13 protein-coding genes are annotated in these 18,874 nt (G+C 38.2%); 7 read left to right on the top strand and 6 right to left on the bottom strand.

The features are described 5' to 3' along the window. Window positions 1-6 precede the first annotated feature (6 nt). The 5 genes from sufB to EHE21_RS08055 all read right to left on the bottom strand — a co-directional run bounded on the left by sufB (window position 7) and on the right by EHE21_RS08055 (window position 6,571). Window positions 7-1,509, bottom strand: coding sequence for a Fe-S cluster assembly protein SufB (sufB, locus tag EHE21_RS08075; protein ID WP_075673222.1), 1,503 nt, complete (start codon window positions 1,507-1,509; stop codon window positions 7-9). 17 nt (window positions 1,510-1,526) lie between these two features. Next, window positions 1,527-1,895 (bottom strand): Fe-S cluster assembly scaffold SufA, encoded by a 369-nt coding sequence (gene sufA, locus EHE21_RS08070; RefSeq protein WP_036913225.1) that lies wholly within the window; start codon window positions 1,893-1,895, stop codon window positions 1,527-1,529. A gap of 416 nt (window positions 1,896-2,311) precedes the next feature. Next, window positions 2,312-2,932 (bottom strand): hypothetical protein, encoded by a 621-nt coding sequence (locus tag EHE21_RS08065; RefSeq protein WP_194952367.1) that lies wholly within the window; start codon window positions 2,930-2,932, stop codon window positions 2,312-2,314. A gap of 172 nt (window positions 2,933-3,104) precedes the next feature. Beyond that, a complete protein-coding gene (gene menI, locus EHE21_RS08060) occupies window positions 3,105-3,518 on the bottom strand; it encodes a 1,4-dihydroxy-2-naphthoyl-CoA hydrolase (RefSeq protein ID WP_072070326.1) in 414 nt (137 codons plus the stop codon). Then, complete coding sequence (locus EHE21_RS08055; RefSeq protein WP_194952366.1) at window positions 3,515-6,571, bottom strand: FAD-binding and (Fe-S)-binding domain-containing protein; 3,057 nt, start codon at window positions 6,569-6,571, stop codon at window positions 3,515-3,517. Before EHE21_RS08055 ends, menI begins: the two co-directional genes overlap by 4 nt. Window positions 6,572-6,787: 216 nt before the next feature. Between EHE21_RS08055 and ydiK the strand changes: the two genes are divergently transcribed. Beyond that, window positions 6,788-7,900 (top strand): AI-2E family transporter YdiK, encoded by a 1,113-nt coding sequence (gene ydiK, locus EHE21_RS08050; RefSeq protein WP_088495765.1) that lies wholly within the window; start codon window positions 6,788-6,790, stop codon window positions 7,898-7,900. 454 nt (window positions 7,901-8,354) lie between these two features. Here the strand turns inward: ydiK and ppsA are convergent, their stop codons facing one another. Next, a complete protein-coding gene (gene ppsA, locus EHE21_RS08045; protein ID WP_194952365.1) occupies window positions 8,355-10,727 on the bottom strand; it encodes a phosphoenolpyruvate synthase in 2,373 nt (790 codons plus the stop codon). A gap of 218 nt (window positions 10,728-10,945) precedes the next feature. Here ppsA and EHE21_RS08040 point away from each other — a divergent pair, with 218 nt between their 5' ends. The 6 genes from EHE21_RS08040 to EHE21_RS08015 all read left to right on the top strand — a co-directional run bounded on the left by EHE21_RS08040 (window position 10,946) and on the right by EHE21_RS08015 (window position 18,873). After that, on the top strand, window positions 10,946-11,812 hold the full coding sequence (locus EHE21_RS08040; protein WP_088495767.1) for a pyruvate, water dikinase regulatory protein: 867 nt from the start codon (window positions 10,946-10,948) through the stop codon (window positions 11,810-11,812). 121 nt (window positions 11,813-11,933) lie between these two features. Then, window positions 11,934-12,983, top strand: a complete 1,050-nt coding sequence (locus EHE21_RS08035) for a 3-deoxy-7-phosphoheptulonate synthase (RefSeq protein WP_194952364.1) — start codon at window positions 11,934-11,936, stop codon at window positions 12,981-12,983. A gap of 259 nt (window positions 12,984-13,242) precedes the next feature. Beyond that, a complete protein-coding gene (hemP, locus tag EHE21_RS08030; protein WP_088495769.1) occupies window positions 13,243-13,425 on the top strand; it encodes a hemin uptake protein HemP in 183 nt (60 codons plus the stop codon). Between the two features lie 80 nt (window positions 13,426-13,505). Beyond that, a complete protein-coding gene (locus EHE21_RS08025; protein WP_194952363.1) occupies window positions 13,506-15,692 on the top strand; it encodes a TonB-dependent receptor domain-containing protein in 2,187 nt (728 codons plus the stop codon). A gap of 68 nt (window positions 15,693-15,760) precedes the next feature. Then, the gene (locus tag EHE21_RS08020) at window positions 15,761-17,788 is read left to right on the top strand and encodes a TonB-dependent hemoglobin/transferrin/lactoferrin family receptor (RefSeq protein ID WP_194952362.1); all 2,028 of its coding nucleotides are present in this window, start codon (window positions 15,761-15,763) and stop codon (window positions 17,786-17,788) included. Window positions 17,789-17,823: 35 nt separating this feature from the next. Continuing rightward, window positions 17,824-18,873, top strand: coding sequence for a hemin-degrading factor (locus tag EHE21_RS08015; RefSeq protein WP_194952361.1), 1,050 nt, complete (start codon window positions 17,824-17,826; stop codon window positions 18,871-18,873). Window position 18,874 lies beyond the last annotated feature (1 nt).

Genomic DNA, 18,874 nt, shown 5'->3' with positions numbered 1-18,874 from the left:
TAATAGTTAACCGACGCTATGCTCTAAGCTGATTGCTAATAATTTTTGTGCTTCCACAGCAAATTCCAGCGGTAATTCTGAGAACACATCTTTACAAAATCCGTTTACAATCATTGAGATTGCATCATCTTCACTTAATCCACGCTGGCGACAATAGAACAACTGATCTTCACCAATACGTGACGTTGTCGCTTCGTGCTCAAGCTGTGCTGAATTATTCATTACCTCAACATAAGGGAAAGTATGCGCACCGCACTGTGTACCAATTAACATGGAGTCACACTGGGTAAAGTTACGAGCATTTTGTGCACCAGGAAGTACTTTTACGAGCCCACGGTAACTGTTTTGACTTTTACCCGCAGAAATACCTTTAGAGATAATGGTTGATTTGGTATTTTTGCCGATATGGATCATCTTAGTCCCCGTATCTGCTTGTTGGTTGCCATTCGTTAAAGCAACCGAGAAGAATTCAGCGGTGGAATTATCCCCTTTTAAAATCACACTTGGATATTTCCATGTGATTGCAGATCCTGTCTCTGATTGCGTCCATGACATTTTTGCGTTTTCGCCTTCACAAATAGCGCGCTTAGTCACAAAGTTAAGGATACCGCCTTCACTGTCGCCACCAGAGAACCAGTTTTGCACTGTAGAATATTTTACTTCAGCATCTTTATGGATAATGACTTCAACCACAGCAGCATGAAGCTGATAGCTATCACGAACAGGTGCTGAACAACCTTCGATATAACTAACATAACTGCCTTCATCAGCAACCAGAATTGTTCGTTCGAATTGACCCGTTTGAGCCGCATTAATACGGAAATAAGTCGATAACTCCATTGGGCAACGAACCCCTTTGGGAATATAGACAAAGGTACCATCAGATGCGACCGCAGCATTCAGCGCAGCAAAGTAATTATCATGGCTTGAGACAACGGTGCCTAAATATTGGCGCACTAAATCAGGGTATTCTTGAATAGCCTCGCTAAATGAACAGAAAATAATGCCATGTTCAGCAAGCTCTTCACGATATGTTGTTGAAACAGAAACAGAGTCAAAAATGGCATCAACAGCAACAGCTTGCCCTTCTCTTACAGGCACTCCGAGTTGGTTAAAAGCATCTTCAACTTCTTTGGTTAAATAATCCTGTGCAGCTTGTTTATCGCTCGTAACAGCTTCATTTGTGCCACCAGCACAACTGCCGTTAGCACAACATGAACTACAAGATGGTGCTGAGTAATAGCTATAATCTTGATAATTAAGCGATGGATAATCTGCTTTTAGCCAATGTGGCTCTTCCATTTCTAACCAATGGCGATAAGCATCTAAACGAAATTCCAGCATCCACTCTGGTTCGTTTCTTTTTGCCGATATTGCACGTACAACCGCTTCATTTAATCCTTTTTCTAAGGTGTCGGTTGAGATATCGGTATAAAAACCTTCTTTATAGTGGTGATCGCTTAGCCATCCCTGAACTTCATCACCAATTTCAACATTGCTCTGAGACATAATCTGACTTCACTATGTTATACCCCGAAGCTCTCACCACATCCGCAGACGTTTTGAGCTTTAGGATTATTAAATTTAAACATTTGATTAAGTCCTTCACGAACATAATCAACAACCAACCCATCGATAAATGGCATTGCTTTTAATGAAACAAAGAGTTTTGCGCCATTATGTTCATAAACAAGATCATCATCATTTGGGGCAGTAGCGAGTTCAATAACATAACCATACCCTGTACAACCGGAGGGTTTGATACTTAAGGAAAGCCCTTGTTTTTCAGGGTTTTTCTCAACCAAATGGCAGATATGCTTTGCCGCATTATCCGTTAATACAATGCCTTGCCAAGCTGTGTCATTAAGAGAAAAAGTTTCAACGTTGTTTGTCATTTCTGACCTCATTTCGAAAGGAGATTGATATCTTTCCTGACACTAATGGTAATGATAACCCTTATCACTTCAACCATGTCTTTTGAAAGGATATTCCGTAAATGTGTATTTTTTGTTCTATTTTTGCACTCATTTTGTTAACAATACATGTTAACGCAATGTAATATAACACTTTTATATTTTTTCATTCTAAAAAATAAAACTTTTAATTTTTCTTATATTTCGCACAATACGCACATAAGTTGCAAAATAAATACACTTTATATGTTATCACTGAAATTTAGAGAAAAAAGCATAAAAATGTGCTTTTACATCTCGCTTATTGAGCCTATTCACATTCATTTTTATGCTTTGATGAGGAATAAGATAGCACCACTTATATGATGACCTCTTATTGGTTTGTGTGCTCTTTGATGTTATTTATTAATAGTGATGGTTTGAATATATTTGTTTGTACATTCAAGAATTTGACTGTTTTTTTGTTTGTCCGATTGGCTATTGAAGTTGCTAATCAGTTGCAATTGCCATACTCGATTCGTTTTAAGATCAGCCGCTAAAATACCTTCATAACTCACGTTCTCTTTTGCATATTTCCCTTCAAAAAAGACATGTCGACTTTCCACATTTGGAATAGTTAATGGTTTTATCGATGTAGATATTTCATTCATACCATCTATGATGGCGATATTATCTACAATACCTTGCGCTCCTGCATCTACATCGTAACTCATTGCATCGATCATTTTAAAATAAACCAGACGAACCTCTGTCAAATCACAAATGGGTTCTGATTTATAAACCATCATTTCCGTTGTGACATCCTGAATATTATCTGGTAATGATTTAAAATAATTTTCAGTATCTTCTCTGCTCATGGAAAACGAAGTGGGATAAGCCATATTAAAACCAGAAACAGTTTGTACCGAAATATTACTTATATCATTACTCGTTTCAGAGGTAGAATTATTATCGCACCCACTGATTAATAAACCTGCAATTAATAATACTGTGGTGTTAAATTTAGAAATAGTAAACATTATTGATCGTCTTATCTTTTATTATGAAGATAATGATTATCATTAAAAATAAAATCTAAATAAAGAAGTAATTCTATTTTCTCTCTCTATTTTTATTTTTTTGACATTATCTATAAACACAAAAAACGCACAAAGCGAGTATTTCACTCTGTGCGTTTGTCTTTTTTATTCTTTAAGAAATAACAGATGTCGTTAATCTAGAAATACACACTTGACGATCTTCATCATCAAAGATTTCTATTGACCAGACTTGGTGTGAACGTCCTAAATGAATCGGTTTGCATACACCTCTTACCTTGCCTTCTCTCGCTGAACGAATATGATTAGCATTAATTTCTAAACCCACAATTTTCTGTTCACCTTCGGTACAAAGATAACCCGCAACAGAGCCCAATGTTTCAGCTAAAACAACAGAAGCACCACCATGTAAAAGCCCTAAAGGTTGCTTAGTGCGGTGATCAACTGGCATTGTTCCTTCAAGATAATCATCCCCGAGGCACGTTAATTCAATACCTAAATGGCTCATCATATTGTTTTGGCCAATATGATTAAGATGCTCGATTGTCGTTTCACGTTTCCATATCATGGCATAATCTCCAAAAGTGCCTGTAGTGGGTGTTTTAGCTCAATATTATCAATACGTTTTACTTGACTACGACACGAATATCCTGTGCTTAAGCAACGCATTGTTGGTAATGTTTTTAGTGCATTACCCCATGAGAGTTGGTAAATGCCCAACGAGTTTTCATAATTGTTCAGTTCATGTCCATAAGTACCTGCCATTCCACAACATCCAGTGCTCACAAATTCGAGTTGCTGCCCATAACGTTGGAAAATAGCCTGCCACTGTTTCATACTTTGTGGTAGCGCCGTCACTTCTGTACAGTGCCCGAAAAGATACCATTTTTCAGCATCATCGCGAACTGCTATTGGCTCAGATACTAATTTACTTAGCCATTCATGAACAAGTTGAACATTAAAATCCCCACGCTTATCACCCAGTATTTCACGATATTCATCGCGATAACAAAGCACTAATGCAGGATCAACTCCCACCATTGGAATATCTAATTTTGCAACACGATTAAGCATGGTTGACGTTTTTTGTGCCGTTTTACTAAATTGCTGTAAAAAACCTTTAATATGCTGCGCTTTTCCATTAGGCGAAAATGGCAGCAAAACAGGTTTAAATCCAATTTTTTCAATTAGTTTGATAAAATCGGCAACCACTTTTGCATCGTAATAACTGGTAAACGGATCTTGCACCACCAGCACATGATGACTTCGTTGCTTTTCAGATAAACGCTCTAAGTCTTCTAGCGTCATATCTAACGCTTTGTGCCCAGCCAATTGCTGTCTTAATGTAGGTGATGACAACAAAGGTAAATCAACCATTCCTATCGTGTGTTTACTTAATGATTGCACCAACGGTTGCTTCATAAAAAAGTTAAAGAATCCCGGTGCTTTCGCCATAATCGGCGTTGTTAATTCAACATTCGCGACAATATGATCTTTTAACGGGCGTAAATAACGCTGGTGATAAAGTTCAGTAAACTTAGAACGAAATGATGGCACATCAATTTTAATCGGGCATTGCGTTGAACAGGCTTTACAAGCCAAGCAACCATTCATAGCCGCTTTCACTTCATGAGAAAAGTCATATTCGCCACGTTTAGCTTTCCATGTATTACGTGTTTTCTCAATTAAACCTCTTAAACTAGGTTTATTATTTTCAAGGCTAGATTCAAGTTGTTTTGGGCTAACGCCTTGCTCTGTTAATAAGCGTAACCACTCTCTTACAAGTGCGGCTCGTCCTTTAGGTGAATGAATGCGTTGCCCGCTGATTTTCATTGAAGGACACATTGGACTTTTGGCATCAAAGTTAAAGCAAAGCCCATTACCATTACAATCCAGTGCGCCTTTGAAATCTTGACGCACAGACAAAGGGATTGTGCGATCAAAAGTGCCTCGTTTGATGGTATCAACTTGCTTCATGGGTTCATCGACCTCTAATGGAGGACATATTTTCCCAGGATTCAATCTATTTCGAGGATCGAACACCGTTTTGATTTGACGCAGTTCATGATAAAGCGTTTCACCGAAAAATTCGGGGCTGTATTGCGCTCTAAAGCCTTTTCCATGTTCACCCCAGAGTAACCCACCATATTTGGCTGTTAACGTGACAATGTCGTCTGAGATAGATTTCATCAATAATTCTTGTTGTGGATCGCACATATCAAGAGCAGGTCTTACGTGCAACACACCGGCATCAACATGCCCAAACATGCCATAATTGAGCTGATGACTATCAAGTAATGCTCTAAATTCGGTAATATAATCAGCAAGATGTTCTGGTGGCACACAGGTATCTTCTACAAAAGGAATTGGCTTTGCTTGTCCTTTGGCGTTACCTAATAAACCGACCGCTTTTTTACGCATGGCATAAATACGGTTAATGTCCGCCAAATCTTCACAGACTTGATAACCGATAACACCGCCCTGACCTTCTTTCATTAATGAATCTAAGCGCTGGCATAATGATGCAACTTGTGAAGCAATAAGGTTTTCATCATCACCCGCAAATTCAACAATATTAAGTCCTTGCATATCTTTATCGGGTATATCTGTAATCAGCTCTTTCACGGAGTGCCACACGATATCTTCACGGGCGAGATTTAATACTTTTGAATCAACCGTTTCAACAGAAAGTGCATTCGCTTTAACTAAAAAAGGTGCGTTACGCAATGCAGAGTCAAAAGAATCGTATTTTACGTTGACTAAACTGCGCTGTTTGGGAATTGGCGTAATATCCAGTGTCGCTTCAGTAATAAAAGCGAGTGTGCCTTCAGAGCCTGTTAAAATTCTCGTTAAATCAAATCGTTTCATGTCATCACTAAAGACATGACGCAAATCATACCCTGTTAAAAAGCGATTTAATTTAGGAAATTTTTCAAGAATGAGCTTTCGTTGCTCTTTACAACGAGATAAAACGGTACGGTAAACTTTACCTATTGCGGAGCTTTCTTGGGCAATATTTTCGGCTAGCGCTGTATCCATAGCGCGCGTTTCAAGCAGTTCGCCACCTAACAAAACTGCCCTAACACCAAGAACGTGATCAGAGGTTTTACCATAAACCATTGAACCTTGTCCTGATGCATCGGTATTAATCATTCCACCTAATGTGGCACGATTACTGGTAGATAGCTCAGGTGCGAAAAAGAAGCCATAAGGTTTTAAAAAGAGATTTAACTCATCTTTTATCACCCCTGCTTCCACTTTTACCCAACGCTCCTGCGGATTTATCTCGATAATACGCTTCATATAGCGAGATAAATCAACCACAATACCATCCGTTAACGCTTGGCCATTGGTGCCTGTACCGCCCCCTCTAGGAGTCAGAGAGAGTGAATGAAATCGAGGTTCATCAACTAAGCGAGCAATAATAGTTACATCAGCTGTTGAGCGAGGAAAAACAACAGCCTGTGGCAATAACTGGTAAATACTATTATCTGTTGCCATAGTGAGTCTGTCAGCGTAACTGCTGGAGATATCACCGGTGAAACCGTTTTTTAGAAGAGTATCAAGAAATTCTGTTGTGAGTTCACTGACTTGCGGTGCTTGCGATATACGTGGGATCATTTGTTATAGCTCTTTAATCTAATAGTCCACATTGCTTAATTTTAGATGTTGAAATGTATGCTAAGAGGTACTTTGCCTCATTTTGTACTTTCAGACCGATACCTGTTCACCTTATCATACAATTCTGGCAAATTGCGTAGTGATATAAACAACGTGATATTTGCAATGTTTATTCATCTGCTTCTAGCATTTTTATTCGTGTAGGGATTTAAAACCATGGAAAAACCGCAGATCCATACAGATATACCCAAAGTTTTATTCACAGTTCTTTTTATTTCTTTTTTTATTATTGCCAGTTTTTGGATACTAAATCCCTTTATTGTGGGTTTCATTTGGGCTGGAATGATTGTTGTTGCAACGTGGCCTTTACTTCTTATTATTGAAAAGCGGGTAAAATATCGTTGGCTATCAACCATGATAATGATGATTTTGATATTACTGATCTTCGTTATCCCTATTATCTTATTAATTAGTAGTGTTATTGATAATAGTGCGCCTTTAATAGAATTAGCAAAATCACCTTCGAGTATTCAGCCACCTCAACTATTATGGCTTAACGATATCCCAATGATAGGGAGCAAGCTTTATGATACATGGCATTCTATCCTTGTCTCTGGCGGTAACGCGTTAATCTCAAAAATCCAACCTTATGTCGGACAAGCTGCAAACTGGTTTTTTGCTCAAGCATTAAATATTGGTCGATTTGCCTTACATTTGGGTGTGATGTTGTTATTTTCTGGCTTACTGTTTTTACAAGGCGAAAATGTCGTATCTTGGTTACGCCATTTTGCCATTCGTTTAGCTGGTCAGCGTGGTGATGCTGCAATCTTACTTGCATCCATGTCTATTCGCGCTGTCGCATTAGGCGTGGTTTTAACCGCCTTAATTCAAGCGATTGTTGGTGGTATCGGTCTCGCAGTGTCTGGCGTACCTTATGCTACTGTATTAACCGTTATTATGTTTATTTGCTGCCTTGCTCAAATAGGTCCTTTATTAGTATTGATCCCTTCCATTTTATGGCTATTTTGGACAGGTGATACCACTTGGGGCATTGTTATGGTGATTTGGGGTGGCGCGGTTGCGACAATGGATGGTGTATTACGACCTTATTTAATCAAGATGGGCGCTGATTTGCCTATGGTATTAATTCTTACTGGTGTTATTGGTGGGATTTTAACATTAGGTATGATTGGGTTATTTATTGGTCCTGTTGTTCTTGCTGTTGCACATAGCTTATTAAATGCATGGATTAATGAAGTACCAAAACCTAATCCTGATTTAACTGAAACAGTAGAATTTATGAATAAAAACTTTATCGAAAAAGAATAAATAATAATGGAGCATGTAAGTGTAGCTACTTACATGCTCTAAAAATAACAGAGTAAGGTTTAATAAAGATTATCAATTTAGGAATAAATCATTATATTTTTATATTAAAACTTACAATTTGAAACAAATTACATTTTTTTAAACCTGTTTGTTACCAGCAAGTTATATTCACTTTCAAATAAGCCTATATTCTTTTTATTGAGATAATTCTTAGAGCATAATTAACGCATTTCTCTTAATATAAATATCAACGAAACAAATGTTTCATCGAATTAATAATTTCGCCTTTCATATTAATAGATTAATTGGCGAGATTAAAGAATATAAAATATTGCTGTGTGTAGTCTTTGCCTGTCAGCCCATGATAGGCTTTTTTTTTGCCTATTATTTAATAATTGTATAAAAAAAGCTCACATTATATTGTGAGCTTTTATTTATAGCGATGATATTAATTCTATTGTGCTAATTTTACCCAAGTTTTAATTACAGTATCTGGGTTTAAAGATAAACTATCAATTCCCTCTTCCATTAGCCATTGTGCGAAATCTTCATGATCAGAAGGTCCCTGACCACAAATACCCACATATTTTCCATTACGTTTAGCGGCTTGGATCGCCATTGATAACAATGCTTTCACTGCATCATTGCGTTCATCAAACAGTGCAGAAACCACACCTGAATCTCGGTCAAGACCTAATGTTAATTGGGTCATATCGTTAGAGCCGATAGAGAAACCATCAAAGTGTTCTAAGAATTTATCTGCTAATAAGGCATTTGATGGAATTTCACACATCATAATGACTTTTAAGCCATTCTCACCACGTTTCAAACCATTTGCCGCTAATTCGTCAATAACTTCTTCAGCTTGGCGTACAGTACGAACAAATGGGATCATAACTTCAACGTTTTCTAAACCCATATCATTACGAACACGTTTTACCGCCTCACACTCAAGCGAGAAACAGCGACGGAAATCGTCAGAAACATAACGACCCGCACCACGGAATCCTAACATTGGGTTTTCTTCATCTGGCTCATAACGATCGCCACCTACTAAATTGGCATATTCGTTAGATTTAAAGTCAGATAAACGAACAATAACGCGTTTAGGCCAGAATGCCGCTGCTAATGTTGCAATCCCTTCCGTTAATTTACTAATGTAATACTCAACTGGAGATTCATAGCCAGCCATCATTTCATTGATTTCAGCTTTCAGTGCTTCAGTTTGGTCGTCATACTCTAGTAATGCGCGAGGATGCACACCAATCATGCGGTTAATAATAAATTCTAAACGCGCAAGACCGACACCATCATTTGGTAAGCCTGCAAAATCGAATGCACGATCAGGATTGCCGACGTTCATCATGATTTTGAGCCCTAATTCAGGCATATTATCGATTGCGGAGCTCTGAATAGAGAAATCCAGTTTTCCATCGTAAACAAATCCTGTATCACCTTCAGCACAAGAAACAGTTACAACTTGTCCTTCCGCAATACATTCTGTTGCATCACCACAACCTACAACAGCTGGAATACCTAATTCACGAGCAATAATAGCTGCGTGACAAGTTCTACCACCACGATTAGTTACAATCGCAGAAGCTTTCTTCATGATAGGTTCCCAATCTGGGTCTGTCATGTCAGTAACCAGCACATCACCCGCTTCAATTCTATCCATTTCACTTAAGTTATGGATAACTTTGACGGCACCCGTACCAATACGATGACCAATAGCACGGCCTTCAATAATAACAGAGCCACTTTCATTTAATTGATAGCGCTCCATAACTTGTTGGTTAGAACGAACTGTTTCTGGGCGAGCCTGAACGATGTATAAACGACCATTATGTCCATCTTTAGCCCATTCGATATCCATTGGACGACCATAGTGGCGTTCAATCAATACAGCTTGTTTAGCCAGCTCTTGAACTTCATGATCAGTCAAAGAGAAACGATTGCGCAGTGACTCTGGCGTATCTTCGATACGGACTTGTTTACCATGTTCAACGCTGTCTGCGTAAACCATTTGGATCTTTTTAGAGCCAAGATTACGACGAACAATAGAAGGTAGACCTTTTGCTAAAGTTGGCTTGTGTACATAAAACTCATCTGGGTTAACAGCACCCTGTACAACCATTTCACCTAAACCATAAGCTGATGTAATAAAGACAACTTGATCAAAGCCAGATTCAGTATCGATGGTAAACATCACACCTGAAGAAGCAAGATCAGAACGTACCATACGTTGAACACCCGCAGATAATGCAACACCACGGTGATCATAACCTTGGTGAACACGATAAGAGATTGCGCGATCGTTAAATAACGAGGCAAATACGTGTTTGATTGCAACGAGTATGGCATCAATACCTTGAACGTTTAAAAACGTCTCTTGTTGACCGGCAAAAGAAGCATCAGGCATATCTTCTGCAGTCGCAGATGAACGAACGGCAAATGAAGCTTCAGATTCACCTTCACTTAATGTGAGATAAGCATCGCGAATATCTTTTTCAAACTGAGGCGTAAAAGGTGTATCAATTACCCACTGGCGAATTTGATTACCTGCTTGAGTCAGTTGATTAACATCATCAACATCAACGCTATCAAGTAATTCATAAATACGCTGATTGATACCGCTCTGTTCCAGAAAATCATTAAACGCTTGCGCTGTGGTAGCAAACCCATTAGGAACAGAAACACCCAGTTCCGCTAGGTTTGTGATCATTTCACCGAGGGAAGCATTTTTCCCACCAACACGATCAACGTCATTCATACCTAATTGGTTATACCAAAGCACATTGCACGGGGTGAGGCTATTGCTGGACATTGAGAACAATCCTTTTTTAAACAATTATGAGAGAGAGAAAAAAAGAAAAACCCGCTGTCAAAACGACAACGTAAATAAGCGTATCACAATGTGATGCTGAATATAGAAAGGTGAATCGATCAACCAGAAAACTTTATTTTTTTATCCTTTATAATCACTAAAAATGCTTTAGATAATATTGTTTGATTTGCTAATTCAGCTAAAAAAAGGTGAGCGTTATGATATTAAGCTTGAATTCTATTAATTGTGATAATAATGAACCCATTGATAGAACAGTCTTTTTTATCTCTGATGGTACAGCGATTACAGCAGAAGTATTAGGCCATGCGGTACTTTCTCAATTTCCATTAAAAATGAAAAGTTATACATTACCTTTTGTTTCTACTGTGGAAAGAGCTGAAGAAATAAAACAGAAAATCTCCGAAATTTATAAAAAGAGTGGTGCTAAGCCTCTTGTCTTTTATTCTATTATCAGCCCTGAAGTTAAACAGATAATAAATAGCAGTGAAGGTTTTTGTCAGGATATTGTGCAATCCCTAGTAATACCACTTGAAAAAGAAGTGGGCATTCAAGCATCGCCAAAATTAAACAAAACTCATGGATTAACCGAAAAAAACCTTAGTAAATACGATGCTCGTATTGCTGCAATCGAATACACCCTTTCCCATGATGATGGCATATCATTACGAAATCTCGACCAAGCTCAAGTGATCTTAATTGGTGTTTCTCGTTGTGGAAAAACGCCCACCAGCCTCTATTTGGCAATGCAATTTGGTATTCAAGCCGCAAACTATCCTTTTACTGCGGATGATATGGATTTCTTAAAACTTCCCGCTGAATTAAAAGAATATCAACATAAATTATTTGGCTTAACCATTGCGCCAGAACGTCTTGCTGCTATCCGAGGTGAGCGTCGCGAAAATAGCCGTTATGCCTCGATTCGCCAATGCAGAATTGAATTAGCTGAAGTGGAAGCCCTTTTTAGAAAAAACAATATTCCTTATCTCAACACCACGAATTATTCTGTTGAAGAAATTTCAACCAAGGTAATTGATTCTATGGGATTAGCGAGAAGAATGTTTTAACTCTTTCTGGCGACTTTTTTATTCGTTTTTCTCTGTGAACGCTGTTGAAATTAGCTGAATTTCGTTTATTGTGATCTTAATCACTGGGTAGATTTACCCTGTATATTTATTGAGATGAATTATGTTAAAGACAGACGAACTACGGACTAAGGTGCTAGACAGTCTGGTAACACCAGAAACCTTAGCAAAAGAGTTCCCCATTTCTGATGAGATAATCCAAAATATCACATCAGCACGTAAACGAATTGAAGCGATCCTTACTGGCGAAGACAAACGACTATTAGTGATTGTAGGGCCTTGCTCTATTCATGATCCTAAAGCCGCCAAAGAGTACGCGACTAAGCTTAATCAGCTAAAAGAACGTTATCATGAGCGCTTAGAAATTGTCATGAGAACCTACTTTGAAAAGCCACGTACAGTCATTGGCTGGAAAGGCTTAATCTCTGATCCTTTCCTTGATAACTCATGCAATGTCAACGAAGGTATTCGCCTTGCGAGAAAGCTATTAATTGAGATAAATGCGTTAGGTTTGCCCACTGCAACTGAATTTCTCGATATGGTCACAGGCCAATATATTGCTGATTTAATTAGTTGGGGGGCTATTGGTGCAAGAACAACTGAAAGCCAAGTTCATCGTGAAATGGCTTCAGCACTCTCTTGCCCTGTGGGTTTTAAAAATGGCACTGATGGTAATACTCGTATTGCCATTGATGCTATTCGCGCTTCTCGTGTAAGTCATACTTTCTTATCGCCTGATAAAAATGGCCGTATGACGATTTACCAAACCAGTGGTAATCCTTATGGTCATATTATTATGCGTGGAGGTAAAAAGCCGAATTATCACGCAAGCGATATCGCTGATGCGGTTGATGCACTAAAGCAAGTGGATTTACCAGAGTATCTTATTATCGATTTTAGTCATGGCAACTGTGAAAAAATTCATCGTCGCCAATTAGAAGTAGCCAGAAATGTTGGTCAGCAAATTAAAGATGGCTCACAAGCGATTGTAGGTGTGATGGCTGAGAGCTTTTTACAAGAAGGCTCACAAAAAGTCGTACAAAATAAACCGCTTAATTATGGACAATCGATCACTGATCCTTGTTTAAGTTGGAATGATACAGAACAACTTCTTGAATTATTAGCACAAGCCGTTGAGAGTCGATTTCAATAAGCTTATTTATTAAGGGGTAATCTTTACCCCTTTTATCTTGTCTTCTATTTTCATCCAAACTCCCCCCCTTTATTAACGTTATATTTTGAGAAAAATATAAGTCTCTTTTATTCCATTGTTTTAATTTTCATCGTATAGCGTTTAGTTATTCACAATATGACTTAAATTTACCTGTTTACGTTAAAAAAAAGCTTGTCTAAACACTTTTGTTAACGATAATGATTATCATAATGATAACGCTTATTACTCTTAGTATATTATGAATAAAAAAGCTAATAATTTGGATAGTTCTTTAACTAAACAAAATTCTCATTCTTCAATAATTCAATCAATCAATAGCATTGAGTTATTGGGTAAAGATGGCGTGGTTTACATTCAACACAACGGAGAGTTGTATCAACTGCGCCAAACAAAGGCAGGAAAATTAATCCTGACTAAATAATCATTTTGACAATAACTTGCAAGCCACCTACTCCCTCAGCTAGGCAGCCAGCTAAATAACTCCATATACAAGGATTTTTTATGGACATTTATGGTATGTGTATGCTGAAAAAACATTTCAAATATTCAGGTATAGCGACAGCTCTTTGCTTGTTGTACACCCCTATTGCCTCTGCACAATCAGACAATACAGAGATGGACTCTCTTACGGTTCTCGGTCATTCCATTGATAAAACAAATCACGATTTTCATTCCATTCTTGATAGTTCGACACCTCAAGCACAAACCGCATCAACTACTGGTGAAATGCTAAATAAAGTGGCTGGTGCAACCCTATCAGGAACAGGTGTCACGAATGGCGCGAACATCCTTATGCGTGGCTACGACCAAAAAGGCGTTAAGATCTTAGTCGATGGTATCGAGCAACCTTTAGAAAATACTATCAACAACTTAGGTGGTATTTTTCTTGATCCTTCATTAGTGAAACGCATTGATATAAAACATGGTTCATCCCCTGTATTACACGGTAATGGGGCAATGGGCGGTGTTGTTTCGTTTCAAACGCTTGATCCTCGCAGCTTATTGAAAATAGATGAAAAACTCAGTGCTAAATTATTTACCTCACTTTCATCCGCAGATAAGCACTTCACTTATGGGGGGATTATTGCAGGGCGACACGATATTGCCGAAGGTTTATTTGCTTACAGTCAGCGCCAACGGGGTCCTATTCGCTTAGCGAATGGTGATAAACTCGAAAACCACGAACATATTAACAACTTTTTTGCTAAAGCTTATCTCTACCCAACTGAAAACCAAACTTTCATTTTTTCAGCACGACATTATGAGAATAAAGGTACTCAGCGAGAAGTTTTACATCGCATGGGTGGATTTGGTAAGAACGAAAGTAACCAAGTAGAACGCCAATCTAAACAGAAAAATTATTCTGTCACTTATCATTATGAGCCTGAAACACAGAGTTGGGTTAATTTAACCAGTCATTTGTATTACTCACAATTCAATATTAATCAAATATTTTTAACCGATACTTCCCTTTCTGATTATCAACGTAGAAAAAACCAACAAGGGAAAATAGGTAGAAATGAAGATCGGACACAATTAACTTATGGGTTAAAAATTGAGAATAGTTCTCAACTTTCCTATTCAGATAAATTAAATCAAAAAATCATTTTAGGTTCAGAAGCTTATCAACAAAAAATGGTTTCCAACCAAGCGGCAAAAAACTTCCCTCTCGCAAAAATGGTTTATGTTGCTGGTTGGGTGGAAAGTCAGCTCTCGACACCACATTTACCTTTAGCATTAACAACAGGTTTGCGTTATCACTATTATAAAAACAAACCTCAAAGTGAGTTAAATTCACTTTTAGAGGATTTTAAACAACATAAACCCGATTTTCATCAAACAAGTGAAAGTGATATTAGTAAAAATATTGCTCTAACCTTTACACCAACACAATGGTTACAGCTCTATACTTCATATTCAACCAATATGAGAGTGCCAACGCTAAATGAAATGTTTAACGACTCTCTTCATTTTGAAATACCCGCTATTTTTGGTCGTACTGCAAAAGGATTTTGGATCCCAAATCCTAATCTGAGCCCTGAAAAAAATCGCACTTGGGAATATGGTGGAAAACTGACTTTTTCACACTTATTAGCATCTGATGATGAATTTTCTCTGAATGCGGCTTATTTTGATACGAAAGCGATAGACTATATTACGTATGATATTTGGGATGCTCGTGTATTAACGAAAAAGCTTCATCTGCAAGCCATTAATATTCCTCAAGCACTTATCGACGGTGTTGATCTCGGCTTACGTTATTCACATCCATTAATTTCTATTGGGCTAGGTTATAACCGTACTCGAACCCTTGAATTAACTACGCATGAAACTATTTCGCCTGTTCGCCCTGAAGTACTCACAACCTTTATTCAACTTCCTATTGCTAAAACTCCCTTCTCATTAGGGTGGTCAGGAAAATTTGCCAGTGCAACAGAAAATAAAGGTACACACAAAGGAAGAGCACCTCACGTAAAAGGCAAAACAACCAATCGAATGCAAGAGCTTATTGCTCAATATCCGGGCTATGGCATTCACGATTTCTCAATTAGTTATCAATCTCAAAACAATAAAGATATTCAAGCTGCGTTGGTACTCGCGAATGCCTTTAATCGAGAATATTTCTCGGCATTAGGTGTGCCACAAGAAGGCAGAAATATCAAAATGTCCGTCAGTTATCGCTGGTAGATGAGGAGCAATGATTTACATAACAAAGGGCTGTTTAACAGCCCATTAAATAACGGAGATCCATCTGCATGTCTCAGTCATCTTTATTGATAAAATTTAGTTTGCTAGCTGTTGCTGTCTCTTCTGCTTGTGTGTCTGCACAAGAAAAAACACAAACTAATGAGGGAAGAAAATCAGAGGTACTTACTGTTTATGCGACAGGTAATGAACGCGACAGCTTTACATTACCCATGATGTCAACGGTTATAAAAAATAACAATGCGTTGTCAGAAACCGCAGGAAGTGCTTCTGAATTACTTCGTCATGTACCCGGAATTTCTATTTCAGGTGCAGGTCGTACTAATGGTGAAACCATCAGTATGCGTGGATACAGTAAAAATGGAATACTGACACTTGTAGATGGCGTGCGCCAAGGAACAGACACCGGTCATATCGACAGTATTTTTGTCGATCCTTTACTTATAAAACAAGTTGAAGTTATTCGTGGCCCTTCTGCTCTTTTATATGGTAGTGGAGCTCTTGGCGGTGTTATCGCTTACGATACTGTTGATGTAAGTGATTTGCTTTCAAAAAACCAACAAGGTGGCGTACGTGTTACTGGTCTTGGTAATACCGCTCAACATAGCCAAGGTTTAGGTGTTACTGCTTTTGGCAAACACGATAACCTTGATGGACTTGTTGCATTATCAGCACGCGATAAAGGCGATACTCGTTATGGTGGCGGTTATCGTGCTCAAAATGACGAAACCATTATTAATCTTCTTTCTAAAGGGCGCTGGTTAATTGATGATAGCAACACGTTAAGTGGACAATTCCGCTATTATCATAACAATACAAATCAACCCAAAAATCCCCAAGTTCCCTCAAATCCTACACTTGCAAATGTAGAAACTGATCGCACCACAACACAAAAAGATGTTCAGTTAACCTATCAATTTGATCCTTCAGATTCACAATGGATTAATTTGAAAACACAGGCTTATTACAGTGAAGTTGATATCAATGCCAAAACGATACAAAAAGGATTTGAAGGTCGAGAACAAAAAACCTATGGCGTAAAACTCGAAAACCGCTCACAAGTAGGAACATACAGCTTTGCATCACATGGATTAACTTATGGTGGCGAGGTTTATAAACAAAAACAGTCACCAAGCCAAAATGCTGAAAGCTTCCCACAAGCTGATATCCGCTTTATGTCAGGGTGGGTACAAGATGAAGTCACTTTACGTGATTTACCTGTCTCCTTAATTTTAGGAACGCGTTTTGACAAATATAAAAGCCAAAACGATCGTTATGATGATATTACTGCGGATAAATGGTCATCAAAAGGAGCAATCAGTATCACACCAACTGATTGGTCGATGCTTTATACCTCTTACTCACAGGCGTTTAGAGCACCAACTTTAGGTGAGATGTATAACGATGCAAAACATTTTGATGCACCTTTCCCTGGTGCGCCAACAAACTATTGGCGCCCAAATCCTAATTTAAAGCCCGAAACCAATTCAACAACTGAATACGGATTCGGTTTTCAATTCGACGACTTATTATCTAATAATGATAATCTGAAAATTAAAGCTGCCCATTTCAATACTCGCGCAAAAGATTATATTGATGCAGATGTCGCTATTTTTCAGGGATATACACAATCAACAAATATTTCAAGAGCAACTATTTGGGGATGGGATGTATCTATGAGTTACCAATCAAAATTCTTTAATTGGGATTTAGCCTACAACCATACCAAAGGAAAAGATAATGCGACTAATGCCTCAATTACCTCAATTGAGCCAGATACATTAACCAGCCGCTTTGATGTTCCTGTACCAAGTACTGATTTTTCTGTGGGTTGGGTTGGTCAATTCACCAAAAAAACGGACTTCACCAACCATGACCGTTTTAATCGTCCAACTAATCGCCAACAAGCGGGTTATGGCGTTAACGATTTTTACCTTCGTTATGAAGGTGATGCCTCACTTAAGGGGCTAACAACCTCATTTGTACTGAGTAACGCATTTGATAAAACTTATTATTCTTCTGCAGGTATTCCTCAAGAAGGCCGAAATGCAAAAGTACTTGTGAGCTATCAATGGTAATTAACAATAAAATCAACGATATAATAGGAGTTTCTGTGAATAAACCTCTTTATGAGAGCTACCTGCAAGCTAAAACGGACAAAAAAGCGCCATATGCGCGTGATCTCGCTTCTTACTTAAATGTCAGTGAAGCTGAACTCACTCACGCTCGTGTAGGACATGATGCAAAACGCCTACGCAATGATGTACAAGAATTATTAAAAACATTAAGTAAAGTAGGTGAAGTCAAAGCAATTACTCGTAATGATATTGCTGTTCATGAACATCTTGGTGAATACACAAATGCCCGTTTTAGCGATCACGCTGGTTTAATTTTAAATCCGCGTGCAATGGATTTACGTTTTTTCTTTGCCTATTGGTCAAGCATTTTTGCACTTACCGAAGAGACATCAAAAGGGACGCGTTATAGCATTCAATTCTTTGATATGCATGGTGATGCATTACATAAAGTCTATGCGACAGATAACACGAATATGGATGAATGGGATGCACTTATTCAATCATTCTTATTGGAAGAAAACCCAATTCTCGATATCACACCTGTTGAACCCTACTCAAACACACCTGTTAGTAATGAATTAGCGAAACAACTTGAACAACAATGGCGTTCAATGACTGATGTTCACCAATTCTTCAAATTACTAAAAGAAAATAACTTAAGTCGTCAACAAGCATTCAAAGCTGTTCCTGACGATCTTGCTTATCAAGTCGATAATAACGCACTGAAAACCTTGTTAGAACTCGCAAAAGAAGCACAAAACGAGATCATGATATTTGTCGGTAGCCGTGGCTGTGTACAAATTTTCACAGGCCAAATTGACCGCCTAGTTCCTCATCAATTTGAAAATAGCGAGCAAGTTTGGATCAACGTTTTCAATCCTGCTTTTACACTTCATTTAATTGAAAGTGAAATTGCAGAAAGTTGGGTAACACGCAAACCAACTCAAGATGGGTTTGTTACTAGCCTTGAGATCTTTGATAGCAAGGGGCAGCAAATTGCTCAACTCTATGGACAACGTACTGAAGGTACTGCCGAGCAACTACAATGGCGTGAACAAGTGAATACTCTCACTAAAATCGCCTAAT

This window comes from Proteus sp. GOKU (genome assembly GCF_015475555.1).
GTDB classification, from domain to species: domain Bacteria; phylum Pseudomonadota; class Gammaproteobacteria; order Enterobacterales; family Enterobacteriaceae; genus Proteus; species Proteus mirabilis_B.
The sequence above is the reverse complement of the archived record's forward strand: the minus strand, read 5'-3'. Positions and strand labels throughout refer to the sequence as shown.